The organism is Bordetella genomosp. 10 (assembly GCF_002261225.1).
Lineage (GTDB): Bacteria > Pseudomonadota > Gammaproteobacteria > Burkholderiales > Burkholderiaceae_B > Bordetella_C.
Map to the genome: position 1 here is coordinate 3082741 of NZ_NEVM01000005.1, position 12771 is coordinate 3095511.

Here is a 12771-nt window from a genome sequence, read left to right on the forward strand (position 1 = left end):
AAAGCCACTATCCAGGCTGTCGAGCGCCAGCCCTTCAATTCCGCACCGGCTTGCCCGTCTTGAGCATGCCCGCAATGCGCTCCTGGGTCTTGGGCTGGCCCAGCAGCCGCAGGAAAGCCCGCCGCTCCTGCGCCAGCATCCATTCCTCGTCCACCAGCGATCCCGGATCGACGTCCCCGCCGCATATGACTTCCGCCACGGCCAAACCCAGTTCGTAGTCGTAGGCGGAGATGAAGCCGCCGTCGCGCAGATTCACCAGTTGCGCGGTCAGCGTGGCGATGCCGTCGCGCCCGGCCACCGGGAAGGCTTGCGGCAGCGGCGGCCGCCAGCCGGCGTCGGCCAAGGCGCCCGCCTGCTGCAAGGCGGCGTGGAGCAAGGCGTCGGGATGCGGCACGACGGGGTCGCTTTCGCGCAGGTAGCCGATCTCGCGCGCGTCCAGGGCGGAACGCGAGACCTGCGCGGTCGCCACGGCCTGCGCGAACTTCTGGACGAACCATAGAAGCGGCGCTTCCGGCGCGCTGGCCGCGCGCAATTCGGCGGCGCGGCGCGCGCAGTAGGCCAGGCCGCCCGCGCCCGGCACCAGGCCGACGCCGACTTCCACCAGGCCGATGTAAGTCTCCATGTGCGCCACCCGCGCCGACGCATGCACGGCGATTTCGCAGCCGCCGCCCAAGGCCAGTCCCGCCAAGGCGACGACGGTGGGCACCTGGGCATTGCGCATGCGTTGCGCCACGCGCTGCAGGTCGCGCTCCATGGGCTCGATGGCGGCGCCGCCGCCCTGCATGAAGGCCGGCAGCATGGCCTGCAGGTCGGCGCCGGCGGAGAACGGCTCGCCGTCCTGCCAGATCACCAGGCCGCGGTAGCGGGCCTCGGCCAGGTCGATCGCGCGCAGCAGGCCCGCCGTCACGGCCGGGCTGATGGTGTGCATCTTGGTCTTGAAGGAGGCGATGAGCACGTCCTGGCGTCCCGGCGCGGGCGCGGTCCACAGGCGAAGATCGGCATCCTCGTGCACCGTGTCGCCCACCTCCCCGGCCGCCTCGCCCACCAGCAGCGGCGGCGCCAGATGCGTGGCATAGACCGGCAATGCGCGGCGCGCCTGGAATGCGCCGCGCGTGGGATTCCACGAACCGGCCGGCGTGTGCACGCCGCCGGCCTGCGCCACGGGGCCTTCGAAGACCCAGGCCGGCAAAGGCGTGGCCGCCAGGGCATGTCCCTGGTCGATGTCGTCCTGGATCCAGCGCGCCACCTGTAGCCAGCCGGCGGCCTGCCAGACCTCGAAAGGCCCTTGCGCGTGGCCGAAGCCCCAGCGCATGGCCTGGTCCAGGTCGCGCGCGGTTTCCGCGATATCGGCCAGGTGCACGGCGGCGTAATGGAAGGTATCGCGCAACAAGGCCCATACGAAGCGCGCCTGCGGGTGATCGCAGGCGCGCAAGGCCTGTAGCCGGCGCGCGGGATCGCGCTGCGCGAGCGCGGCGGCGACCTGCTCGTCCAGGCGCGCGTCGGCCGGCACGTAGTCGCGGGTCTTCGGGTCCAGGCGCAGGATAGTCTTGCCCGCCTTGCGATAGAACCCGGCGCCGGCCTTCTGGCCCAGCGCGCCCTGGCGCAACAGCTCGGCCAGCACCGGCGGCGTGGCGAAGGCGGCGTGGAAAGGATCGTCGGGCAGCCCGTCCTGCATGGTGCGCATGACGTGCTCCAGGGTGTCCAGGCCGACCACGTCCGCCGTGCGGAAGGTGCCCGACTTGGCGCGGCCCAGGCGCTTGCCGGTCAGCTCGTCGACCATGTCGTAGCCGAGGTCGTGGCGATCGGCCTCGATCATGGCCGCCATGATGCCGAATACGCCGATGCGGTTGCCCACGAAATTGGGCGTGTCCTTCGCGCGCACGACGCGCTTGCCGAGATCGGCGACCAGGAAGGTCTCCAGGCGGTCCAGCAGCTCGGGAGCGGTGCGCGGCCCGGGTATCAATTCGACCAGCGGCATGTAGCGCGGCGGGTTGAAGAAATGCACGCCGCAAAAGCGCGGCTGCACGTCCTCGGGCAGGCTGGTGGCCAGGTCGGCGAGCGACAGGCCCGAGGTATTGCTGGCCAGCGTCGCATGCGGCCCCAGCGCCGGCAGGATCAGGCGGTAGAGCTGCTCCTTCCAGTCGAGCCGCTCGGCGATGGCCTCGATGACGAGATCGCATTCGTGCAGGCGGTCCAGGTGCTCGTCATAGTTGAGCGGTTCGATGTGTTGCGCCAGGGCGGGCAGCGCCAGCGGCGCGGGATTCAGCCTGGCCAGTCCGGCCACGGCCTTGCGCGCGATGGCGCTGCGGTCGGCGCCCTGCGCGGGCAAGTCGTACAAGAGCACCGGAAAACCGGCGTTGACGCAATGCGCGGCGATCTGCGCGCCCATCACGCCGGCGCCGAGCACGGCGACCTTGCGTATGCGCGCGGCGGGCGCCGTGACGTCGGGCTCAGCGGGGGAATGCCTGGCTGTCTCCATGCCTCTTTCTCCTGGCGCTGCCGCGGCCCGCGGCGGCGCATCCGTGCATTGATCCATTCAACGTAAGGGCCAGCATAACGCGGGCGCCCCGTCCTTGTCCGCCGCACGGGATGATGCGGGCGGTGCCCCGGCCTGCGCCTCAGTAACGGCCCGACTGCCCCGTCAAGGCCACGCCCAGCCGCAGCAGCGTGTAGGAAACGGTGTCCACGCAACGGCGCAGCCAGCCGCGCCGCGCGTACTCCACGCTATGCACCTGGCGGCCGCCGCGCGCGATCTCGGCCTCCAGGCGCTTGTGCAGGTCTTCCGCGAAATGGGGGTCGTCGACCACGACGTTGGCCTCGCGCGCCAGCAGCAGGCTGAAAGGATCCAGATTGGACGACCCCACCGTCGCCATGTGATCGATGACCGCCACCTTGGCATGCAGGAAGCTGGGCATGTATTCGTAGATCTCGATGCCGGCGCGCAGCAATTCCTCGTACAGCGCATGCGTGGCGTAGTACTGCATGCGGTATTCGATCTTGCCTTGCAGCAGCAGGCGCACCCGCACGCCGCGCGCGGCGGCCCGCGCCAGCGCCTTGCGAAAACGCACGCCCGGGAAAAAGTAGGCGCTGGCGATGAGGATTTCCTCGCGCGCGCGGGCGATGCCGTACAGATACGCCCGCTCGAACGTATTGCGGAAACGCAGGTTGTCGCGCAGCACGAGCGCGGCGCGCAGGGATCCGACGGCCGGCTGGGGCGGCGCGTCCGCCGGCCGCTTGAGGCGGCGCCACTGCGTCGGCCGCCGCCACTGGCGAGGATCGCGCCGCACCGAGGCCCAGTTCAGGCGCACCCACAGCAGGTCCTGCGCGTGCACGGCATAGGGCACCAGCGGCCCGCGCACCTCCACGGCGAAATCGAAGCGCGGATTCGCGGCGATTTCCTCGGTCAGTGCCACGTCGTCGTAGTCGTCCTCGATGTTGATGCCGCCGACGAAAGCGACCTCGGCATCCACCACGGCCACCTTGCGATGCAGGCGCCGCAGGCGGCTGCGCGAGAACACCAGACGCTTGAGCCAGTGCGGTTCCGGCCGGAAGATGCGGCAGTCGCCGCCCGCCGCCTTGATGCGCGCGGCCACGGCATCGCCGGTTTCCTGGCTGCCGAAACCGTCGACCACCACGCGCACGCGTATGCCGCGCGCGGCCGCGCGTTCCAGCGCCTCCAGGACACGGCGGCCGGTGCGGTCCAGCGTGAAGATGTAGGTTTCCAGGTGCACGCTATGGCGCGCCCTGTCGATGGCCTCGCACAAGGCCGGGAAGAAATCCGCGCCGTTCATCAACAGGCGGATGGCGTTGCCTTCCGTCCAATTCACTCGCAAGGCACGGGCGGTCACGGAATTTCCAGTTCGGTCAGCAAGGGAGCATGGTCGGACAGGCGCGACCAGGCGCGGCCGCGCAGCACGCGCGCGCTGCGCACGGCGAAGCCGCGCTGGTAGATGCGGTCCAGGCGGAACCAGGGAAAGACGGCGGGAAAGGTGCGCGGCGGCGGCGCGATGCGGTAGTTGCCGTCCATGGACACCAGGTTGTGGCGTTCCAGCATGGCCAGGCTGTTGGGCACCCCGCGCAGCACGTTGGTCAGGCGCCGCATGGAATCGCGCAGGCGCGGAATGTCGCCGCCGTGCGAACGCGGCGCGTGCGAGAACACCTCGTAGACGCCCAGGTGCTGGACGAACAGCGGCGACAGCCGGTCGCCCCAGTCGTTGAAGTCCCCGGCGATCAGCATGGGCGCGCCGTTGGGCACCAGTCGTTCGATGCGGTCGGTCAGCGCCTGGATCTGCCGCTCGCGGCTGCCGGCGAACAGGCCCAGGTGCACCACGAAGCAATGCACGTCGTGGCCCTTGATGCTCACGCGCGCGTGCAGCAGCCCGCGCTGCTCCATGCGGTGATCGGAAATATCCTGGTTCTCGTGGTCGAGGATGGGATAGCGCGAGAGCAGCGCATTGCCGTGGTCCGAGGCGCTGCGCACCGCATTGCGGCCATAGCAGACCTCCATGTGCAGCGCCGCGCCCAGCGACATGTGCTGGGCGTCGATGACGCTGCGGCTGTCATTGCGGCCCTGCACTTCCTGCAGGAAGACCAGGTCGGGACGCAGGCCGTACAGGCCCAGGCGCAATTCCTTGAGCGAATCGCGCGCGCCCAGCGCGGACTTGCCCTTGTGGATGTTGTAGCTGACGACGCGCAGTATCGACATGATGCGTGGACACTACTCCAGAAAACGGCGCCCGCCGACGCAAGGGAAACCTACCCGGGGAACGGTCCCCGCGCCGCCGGCATGCGCACAAAACAAACGCGGCGCCCGTGGAAGCTCCAGCAGGCGCCGCGTCCCGGTATTCATGCTACCGAGATTACCGCATTTACTTGACTTCGGCGTTGCGCAGGCGAATGTGCAATTCGCGCAACTGCTTCTCGTCGACCGCGGACGGGGCCTGCGTCAGCAGGTCCTGGGCGCGCTGGGTCTTGGGGAAGGCGATGACGTCGCGGATCGATTCGGCGCCGCTCATCATGGTGCAGATGCGGTCCAGGCCGAAGGCGATGCCGCCGTGCGGGGGCGCGCCGTATTGCAGGGCGTCGAGCAGGAAGCCGAACTTCTCGCGCGCTTCCTCGGCGCCGATCTTCAGCGCGCGGAACACCTTGCTCTGGACTTCCTCGCGGTGGATACGCACCGAGCCGCCGCCGATTTCCCAGCCGTTCAGCACCATGTCGTAGGCCTTGGCGTAGGCCTTGCTGGGATCGCTCTCCAGGAAGTCCTCGTGGCCGTCCTTCGGGCTGGTGAAGGGGTGGTGGGCGGCGGTGTAGCGGGCGTCTTCCTCGTCGTATTCGAACATCGGGAAGTCGACCACCCACAGCGGGCGCCAGCCGGCCGTGAACAGGCCGGTGGACTTGCCGAATTCGCTGTGGCCGATCTTGATGCGCAGCGCGCCGATGGCGTCGTTGACGACCTTCTCGCGGTCGGCGCCGAAGAAGATGATGTCGCCGTCCTGGGCGCCGGTGCGCTTGATCAGCTCGGTCAGCGCGGCGTCATGGATGTTCTTCACGATGGGCGATTGCAGGCCGTCGCGGCCCTTGGCCACTTCGTTGACCTTGATCCAGGCCAGGCCCTTGGCGCCGTAGATGCCGACGAACTGGGTGTAGCTGTCGATTTCGCTGCGCGACAGGGCCGCGCCGCCCGGCACGCGCAGGGCGACCACGCGGCTGCCCGGCGCGGTGGCGGCCGAGGCGAAGACCTTGAAGTCGACGTCACGCATGATGTCGCCGATGTCGGTGAACTCCAGCGACACGCGCAGGTCCGGCTTGTCCGAGCCGTAGCGGCGCATGGCTTCGGTCCACGTCATCGTGGGGAAGGGGTCCTGCAGGTCGACGTTCTGCACCACCTTGAAGACGTGGCGGATCATGCCTTCGAAGATCTCGCGGATCTCGAATTCGTTCAGGAACGAGGTTTCGCAATCGATCTGGGTGAATTCCGGCTGGCGGTCGGCGCGCAGGTCCTCGTCGCGGAAGCACTTGGTGATCTGGTAGTAGCGGTCGAAGCCCGACACCATCAGCATCTGCTTGAACAACTGGGGCGACTGCGGCAGCGCGAAGAACATGCCGGGGTTCACGCGCGACGGCACCAGGTAGTCGCGGGCGCCTTCGGGCGTGCTCTTGGTCAGCATGGGGGTTTCGATGTCGATGAAGCCCAGGCCGTCCAGGAACTTGCGCACCTCGATGGAGACGCGGTAGCGCAGCATCAGGTTGCGCTGCATTTGCGGGCGGCGCAGGTCCAGCACGCGGTGCGTCAGGCGGGTGGTTTCCGACAGGTTGTCGTCGTCCAACTGGAACGGCGGCGTCACCGAGGCGTTGAGGATTTCCACTTCCTTGCACAGCACTTCGACTTCGCCCGAGGCCAGTTCGGCATTGGCGGTGCCTTCCGGACGCAGGCGCACCAGGCCCGTGACCTTGACGCAGAACTCGTTGCGCAGGCGTTCGGCGGTGGCGAAGGCGGCGTTGTCCGGATCGAAGACGATCTGCGCCAGGCCCGCACGGTCGCGCAGGTCGATGAAAATCACCCCGCCGTGGTCGCGGCGGCGGTTTACCCAGCCGAACAGGGTAACGGTCTGACCGAGGTGGTCACGGCAAACCTGGCCGGTGTAGCAGGTACGCATGCGGGAAAACTCCGTTATTAACTTTGTTGGGGCGTCACGAAGGAAGCGTCACGATGAAGGGGGGCCGTTCCGGGGCGCCTGCTTATTGCGCGGGCCCTTCCGGTCCGTCGTTGCCGGGCCGGCGCGCGCCCGGGGCCGTCGGGACGACGCCGGGCGGCACGGGGGCGGGCGCATGGCCGGCGGGCGGCGGGGGCGCCACGACGCCCATGGAAACCACGTACTTCAGCGCGGCGTCCACGCTGATGTGCAGATCGATGACGTCGCTGCGCGGCATCATCAGGAAAAATCCGGAGGTCGGGTTGGGCGTAGTGGGAATGTAGACACTGACGTGGTCGCCTTGCAAGTGCTCCGCCACCTCGCCGCTGGGCGTGCCCGTCAGGAAGGCGATGGTCCAGGAGCCATGGCGCGGGTACTGGATCAGCACCGCCTTGCGGAAAGCCTGCCCGTTGGGCGCCAGCACGGTGTCGCTGACCTGCTTGACCGAGTTGTAGATGGAGCGCACCAGGGGGATGCGGCCGACGATCTTTTCCCACTGCTCGACCAGGGTGCGGCCCAGCAGGTTGGCGGCGAATACGCCCGTCAGCAGGACCACGACGATCACCAGCACGAAGCGGAAACCCGGGATGTCCACCCCGAACAGGGATTCCGCCGACAGGAAATTGGGGACAAACCCCTCCAGCGTGGCCACGAGCACGCCCAGCACCCACACCGTGATGACCAGGGGCACCCAGATCAGCAGCCCGGTGATGAAGTACTTCTTGAAGACGCGCATCGACATCGCGGACGTCAGGAAGCGGCCGGCGCGGCAGGCGCCGGCGCAGCCGCCGGCGTCGCCGCGCCGGACGACTCGGCCGGCTTGGCGGCCGCGGCGCTGTCGGCGGCCGGGGCCGCCTCGTCTTTCTTGGCCGCCGGGGCGGCGGCGCCGCCAGCCGCGATGCCGCTGCCGTTATTGCGGAAATCGGTCACGTACCAGCCCGAGCCCTTGAGCTGGAAGCCGGCGGCGGTGACCTGCTTGGAAAAGGCGCTGGCCCCGCATTCGGGGCAGACGGTAAGCGGCGCGTCGGAGATTTTTTGCAGGACGTCCTTGGCGTAACCGCAGGCGCCGCACTTGTAAGCGTAGATGGGCATGGTTCGACCCCCAGGGCGCCGGCACAAAAAAATCGCTCGCGCTATTCCAGGACAAAGCTCCCGGGGCCGCGGCGAGGCCGGCAAAAAAGCGGGAAAGTCGTGAATTTTAACATTGAGGACCGCCCCGCACGGCGCCCCGGGCGCGGCCCCGGTCAGGCCGCCGCGCCGGCGTCCTCCAGCATCATCGCCGCGCCCTTCTCCGCGATCATGATGGTCGGCGAATTGGTGTTTCCCGAGGTGATGGTGGGCATGACGGACGCATCGATGACGCGCAGCCCCTGGACGCCCCGCACCCGCAGCCGGGGGTCGACCACCGCGCGGTCGTCCACGCCCATCCTGCACGTTCCCACCGGATGGAAAATGGTCGTGCCGATGTCGCCGGCCACGCGCATCAGGTCCTCATCGGTATCGAACTCCGCGCCGGGCCGGTATTCCTGCGGCTTGTAACGCGCCAGCGCCGGCTGGGCCACGATGCGGCGGGTCAGGCGCACGCTGTCGGCGGCGACCTGGCGGTCTTCCTGCGTCGCCAGGTAGTTGCACTGGATGTGCGGATGGTCCTGCGCCGACGGCGACACGATGCGCACATGGCCGCGGCTGGTCGGCCGCAGGTTGCACACCGACGCCGTGAAGGCGGGAAAGGCGTGCAGCGGGTCGCCGAATTTCTCCAGCGACAGCGGCTGCACGTGGTATTCGACGTTGGCCCGGGTCTGTTCCGGCCCCGAGCGCGCGAAGGCGCCGAGCTGCGACGGCGCCATGGTCAGGGGCCCGCGCTTGGCGAAGACATATTGCAGACCCATCATGGCCTTGCCCCACAGGGTGCCGGCGATGGCGTTCAGCGTCTTGGCGCCGGTCACCTTGTAGACCAGGCGCAGTTGCAGATGGTCCTGCAGGTTCTCGCCCACGCCCGGCAGGTCCTGCACCACCGGAATGCCCAGGTTCTGTAGCGCGGAGGCCGGGCCGATGCCCGACACCTGGAGCAATTGGGCCGAGCCGATGGCGCCGGCCGCCAGCACGACCTCGGCGCGCGCCACCGCCACGCGGTCGCGGCCGTCGTCGCCCTGGAAGTGCACGCCCTCCACGCGGCGCCCCGAGAACGCCAGCCGGGTGACATGCGCGCCGGTCACCACTTTCAGGTTGGGACGGTTGGCGATGGGCCGCAGGAAGGCGCGCGAAGCGCTCCAGCGCACGCCGCGGCGCTGGTTGACGTCGAAATAGTCACAGCCCTCGTTGTCGCCCTGGTTGAAGTCGTTCACGGGCGGGATGCCGGCCTGTCCGGCGGCGTCACGGAAGGCGTCCAGCAGGCTCCAGGACAAGCGCTGCCGCTCGACCCGCAGCTCGCCGCCCTTGCCGTGATAGGCATTGGCGTCGCCGTGATAGTCCTCGCAGCGGGTGAAATAAGGCAGCACGTCGCGCCAGCCCCAGCCGGTATTGCCGGCGGCCGCCCAGCCGTCGTAGTCGGCGGCCTGGCCGCGCATGTAGATCATGCCGTTGATGGAGGAGCAGCCGCCCAGCACGCGGCCGCGCGGGTAGCCCAGGGCGCGGCCGTTCAAGCCCGGATCGGGCTGGGTGCGGTAGCACCAGTCCGTGCGCGGATTGCCGATGCAATAGAGATAGCCGACGGGAATGTGGATCCAGCGCCAGTCGTCGGGGCCGCCCGCTTCCAGCAGCAGCACGCGGGTATTCGGGTCGGCCGTCAGGCGGTTGGCCAGCAGGCAGCCGGCCGAGCCGGCGCCGACGACGATGTAATCGAACGTCCAGCCATCGCTGGCGGCCGGCTGGTCTTCGTGAGCCTTGCTACCCATCTTGTCTCCTCTCGTCCCGCTCGCGGCGGCGGGTCCAGCCGTTTTTAGACGACTTGCGCGCCGCCGGCAAGTCCATCCCCCGGCCGGCGGGAGACGGCGGCCGACACCGCGGCCAGGACTCACGCCTCGGGCAGCGCCGCCACGGCCGCTTCCAGGGTCCGCAGCAGGGCCGGATCCGGGGCCGCCAGCGGTGCGCGCACGGCGCCGTCGAAGCCGTGCAGCCGGCCCAGCAAGGCCTTGACCGGACCGGGATTGGGCTCCGCGTACAGCAGCCGGATCACCGGCGCCAGCGCATGGAACAAGGCGCGCGCCTGCCCCAGGCGCCCCGCCGCCACGGCGTCGTAGAGCGCCACGTACAGGTCGGGCCGCACGTGGGCCGAGGCCGCGATGACGCCGCGCCCGCCCAGGCACAAGGTGGCCAGGGCCTGCATGTCCTCGCCCGCCAGCACCGCCAGCCGGCCGTCGGCGATCAGCGCGATGGTCTTGTCCAGCGACCCGCCGCAATCCTTGATGGCCGCGATATTGGGATGCGCCGCCAGGCGCAGCAGCGTCTCGGGCTCCAGCGCGACGCCGGTGCGATAGGGAATGTCGTAGAGCACCAGCGGCGCCGGCGCGGCGTCCGCCAGCGCGCCGAACCAGTCCAGCAGCCCGGCCTGGCTGGGACGGATGTAGTACGGCGCGGTGGCCAGCAGGCCGGCGATCGGCCGCGCGCCCCACTCGCGGGCGCGCGCCTGCGCCTGGCGCAGGTTGTTCCCCGCCAGGCCCATGACGACCGGCGTGGCGCCCGATTCGGCCAGGATGGTGTCCAGCACGGCGGCCTGCTCGGCTGCGTCCATGGCGGCCGCCTCGGCGGTGGTGCCGCAGGCGATCAGCCCGTGCACGCCGGCGCGGCGGTAGTGGCGCACCAGGCGCCGCAGCGCGGGATGATCGACCTGATGGCCGGTGAAAGGGGTGATCAACGGCACCCAGATGCCGTGGAAGGGGTCTTGCGGCTGGACGTGGAACATGGCGTTTCCTTCTTGCATGAGGACCGGGAAAAGTCCGCAAGAAGCACCACGGGGGGTGAGGTTGCTGCCCTGTCGCCGCCGCCCTGCTGCTGGCCGCTGGCTGTTCCGTCGCTCTTCTGACGGAACAGCGCTCCGGTCAGACGAGCGGCTGTTTTTTGGCTTTTTTCAGGCTGGCCGGGCACGCGGCGCCGCTGCCTTGGGCAGGACGGGCGATGGCGAGGGCAGCGTGAAAAGGCATATCGGGATGGGTCGGTACCAGGATGCCGAAGATATTACCCAGCGTCCCCCAGGCTGTCCAGGTAGACGCGGCACAAGGCCTCCATGCCGAGGCGGTCCGCTTCGTCGAAACGGCCGGGCAGCGGACTGTCCACGTCCCAGACGCCCATGAGCTCGTCCCCCCGCAGCAGCGGCACCACGATTTCCGAGCGGGAGGCGGCATCGCAGGCGATGTGGCCGGGAAAGGCATGGACGTCGGGCACCACCTGGGTGCGGCGCTGGCTGGCGGCGGCGCCGCAGACGCCGCGGTCCAGCGCGATGCGCACGCAAGCCGGATTGCCGTGGAAAGGCCCCAGCACCAGCTCGCGGCCGTCGAAGAAATAGAAACCGGCCCAATTCAGGTCCGGCAGGGCGCGGTAGACCAGGGCGGCGAGGTTGGCGGCGTTGGCGATGCGGTCGTGCTCGCCGTCCAGCAGGGCGCGCGCCTGCGCGGCGACCTCGGCGTAGAGGCCGGTCTTGTCCTGGGCGGAGGGGGTGGCGATGGTGAACATGGATGTGGCGATTCGGAGACAGGGCCGGCCGGAAAGCGGTCCGGCCGGCCGGCGGACGGGGAAAAACGCCACTTTACGCCAGGTCCGGCCCTGGCCGGCCGGGGCCCCGCCCCGGAAAAGTGGGACAATGCTCCTTCGCCGCCCATGGGGGCGGCCGGTTGATTGCACCGTATTGCTTTTGTTCTTTTGAGCCTAAGACCTATCCATGGACAAGCCTTTCGAACCCGAATGTTCCTTTTCTGAACGCGCCACCCAACTGACCAGCTCGGCCATCCGCGAGATCCTCAAGGTAACCGAGCGTCCGGACGTCATTTCCTTCGCGGGCGGCCTGCCGGCCCCGAGCGGATTTCCGGTAGACGTGGTACGGGCGGCCTTCGACAAGGTACTGGTTTCGAACGGCCGGTCGGCCCTGCAATACGGCCCGACCGAAGGCTACGCGCCGCTGCGCGCCTGGGTCGCCGCCGACCTCAACAGCAAGGGCGCCAAGGTGGCCCCGGAAAACATCCTCATCGTGTCGGGCTCCCAACAAGCGCTGGACCTGCTGGGCAAGGTGCTGGTCGACAAGGACAGCAAGGTGCTGGTGGAGACCCCCAGCTACCTGGGCGCGCTGCAATCGTTCAGCCTGTACCAGCCGCGCTTCGTGTCCGTGGCCTCGGACGAGGGCGGCCTGGTGCCGGAAGCCCTGACCGAAGCCGACGCCAGCGGCGCCCGCTTCCTCTACGCGCTGCCCAACTTCCAGAACCCCACCGGCCGCACGCTCAGCCGCCAGCGCCGCGAAGCCCTGGTCACGCGCGCCGCCGGCCTGGGCCTGCCGGTGGTCGAGGACGATCCCTACGGCGAACTGCGCTATGCCGGCGAGCCCGAGCCCAGCCTGCTGTCGCTGGCCCCGGACGCCGGCGCCCACGTGATCCGCATGGGTTCCTTCTCCAAGGTGCTGGCCCCCGGCCTGCGCCTGGGCTACATCGCCGCCTCGCGCAAGCTGATCGACAAGCTGGTGCAGGCCAAGCAGGCCACCGACCTGCACACCGCCACGCTGACGCAGATGGCCGTGTATGAAATCGTCAAGGACGGCTTCCTCGACACCCACCTGCCGACGGTGCGCGAGCTCTATCGCCAGCAATGCGGCTACATGCTGGACGCGCTGCAGAAGGAATTCCCGTCGTCGGCCACCTGGACGCGCCCGGAAGGCGGCATGTTCATCTGGGTCACGCTGCCCGAAGGCATCGACACCAACCGGTTGCTGCAACAGTCCATCGAGGAGAAGGTCGCCTTCGTTCCCGGCGAGCCCTTCTACGCCAACGCGCCGGCGCCCCGCAACACGCTGCGCCTGTCCTTCGTCACCGTGCCGGAAGACAAGATCCGCACCGGCGTGGCGACGCTGGCCCGCTTGATCAAGGCGCAGCTCGCGTGA

The 12771-nt window shown here is 69.1% G+C and carries 10 protein-coding genes; 1 reads left to right on the plus strand and 9 read right to left on the minus strand.

The window, feature by feature from the left end:
• Positions 1-34: 34 nt before the first annotated feature.
• The 9 genes from CAL29_RS29780 to CAL29_RS29820 form a co-directional block, all read right to left on the minus strand.
• Positions 35-2479, minus strand: a complete 2445-nt coding sequence (locus CAL29_RS29780) for a 3-hydroxyacyl-CoA dehydrogenase/enoyl-CoA hydratase family protein (protein ID WP_094856462.1) — start codon at positions 2477-2479, stop codon at positions 35-37.
• Between the two features lie 139 nt (positions 2480-2618).
• Positions 2619-3848, minus strand: coding sequence for a cardiolipin synthase ClsB (gene clsB, locus CAL29_RS29785; protein ID WP_094856463.1), 1230 nt, complete (start codon positions 3846-3848; stop codon positions 2619-2621).
• Positions 3845-4705 carry an endonuclease/exonuclease/phosphatase family protein gene (locus CAL29_RS29790; RefSeq protein WP_094856464.1) on the minus strand — a complete coding sequence of 287 codons (861 nt, stop codon included), beginning with the start codon at positions 4703-4705 and terminating at the stop codon, positions 3845-3847. Before CAL29_RS29790 ends, clsB begins: the two co-directional genes overlap by 4 nt.
• Positions 4706-4868: 163 nt before the next feature.
• Positions 4869-6656: an aspartate--tRNA ligase gene (gene aspS, locus CAL29_RS29795; RefSeq protein WP_094856465.1), complete on the minus strand. Its 1788-nt coding sequence runs from the start codon at positions 6654-6656 to the stop codon at positions 4869-4871.
• Between the two features lie 82 nt (positions 6657-6738).
• A complete protein-coding gene (locus CAL29_RS29800) occupies positions 6739-7428 on the minus strand; it encodes a DUF502 domain-containing protein (protein ID WP_179284224.1) in 690 nt (229 codons plus the stop codon).
• A 14-nt stretch (positions 7429-7442) separates the two neighbouring features.
• Positions 7443-7784 carry an FmdB family zinc ribbon protein gene (locus tag CAL29_RS29805; RefSeq protein ID WP_094856467.1) on the minus strand — a complete coding sequence of 114 codons (342 nt, stop codon included), beginning with the start codon at positions 7782-7784 and terminating at the stop codon, positions 7443-7445.
• Between the two features lie 152 nt (positions 7785-7936).
• Positions 7937-9586 carry a GMC family oxidoreductase gene (locus tag CAL29_RS29810; RefSeq protein ID WP_094856468.1) on the minus strand — a complete coding sequence of 550 codons (1650 nt, stop codon included), beginning with the start codon at positions 9584-9586 and terminating at the stop codon, positions 7937-7939.
• A gap of 119 nt (positions 9587-9705) precedes the next feature.
• The gene (gene dapA, locus CAL29_RS29815; protein WP_094856469.1) at positions 9706-10593 is read right to left on the minus strand and encodes a 4-hydroxy-tetrahydrodipicolinate synthase; all 888 of its coding nucleotides are present in this window, start codon (positions 10591-10593) and stop codon (positions 9706-9708) included.
• A 272-nt stretch (positions 10594-10865) separates the two neighbouring features.
• The gene (locus CAL29_RS29820; protein WP_094856470.1) at positions 10866-11360 is read right to left on the minus strand and encodes a GAF domain-containing protein; all 495 of its coding nucleotides are present in this window, start codon (positions 11358-11360) and stop codon (positions 10866-10868) included.
• A gap of 205 nt (positions 11361-11565) precedes the next feature.
• Here CAL29_RS29820 and CAL29_RS29825 point away from each other — a divergent pair, with 205 nt between their 5' ends.
• Positions 11566-12771 carry an aminotransferase-like domain-containing protein gene (locus CAL29_RS29825; protein WP_094856471.1) on the plus strand — a complete coding sequence of 402 codons (1206 nt, stop codon included), beginning with the start codon at positions 11566-11568 and terminating at the stop codon, positions 12769-12771.

What these genes read in the sequence shown, in the direction of transcription:
- CAL29_RS29825 (WP_094856471.1), top strand. Translation starts at nt 11,566, where the DNA reads ATGGACAAGCCTTTCGAACCCGAATGTTCCTTTTCTGAACGCGCCACC.
- CAL29_RS29810 (WP_094856468.1), bottom strand. Translation starts at nt 9,586, where the DNA reads ATGGGTAGCAAGGCTCACGAAGACCAGCCGGCCGCCAGCGATGGCTGG.
- aspS (WP_094856465.1), bottom strand. Translation starts at nt 6,656, where the DNA reads ATGCGTACCTGCTACACCGGCCAGGTTTGCCGTGACCACCTCGGTCAG.
- dapA (WP_094856469.1), bottom strand. Translation starts at nt 10,593, where the DNA reads ATGTTCCACGTCCAGCCGCAAGACCCCTTCCACGGCATCTGGGTGCCG.
- CAL29_RS29805 (WP_094856467.1), bottom strand. Translation starts at nt 7,784, where the DNA reads ATGCCCATCTACGCTTACAAGTGCGGCGCCTGCGGTTACGCCAAGGAC.
- CAL29_RS29790 (WP_094856464.1), bottom strand. Translation starts at nt 4,705, where the DNA reads ATGTCGATACTGCGCGTCGTCAGCTACAACATCCACAAGGGCAAGTCC.
- CAL29_RS29800 (WP_179284224.1), bottom strand. Translation starts at nt 7,428, where the DNA reads ATGCGCGTCTTCAAGAAGTACTTCATCACCGGGCTGCTGATCTGGGTG.
- CAL29_RS29820 (WP_094856470.1), bottom strand. Translation starts at nt 11,360, where the DNA reads ATGTTCACCATCGCCACCCCCTCCGCCCAGGACAAGACCGGCCTCTAC.
- CAL29_RS29780 (WP_094856462.1), bottom strand. Translation starts at nt 2,479, where the DNA reads ATGGAGACAGCCAGGCATTCCCCCGCTGAGCCCGACGTCACGGCGCCC.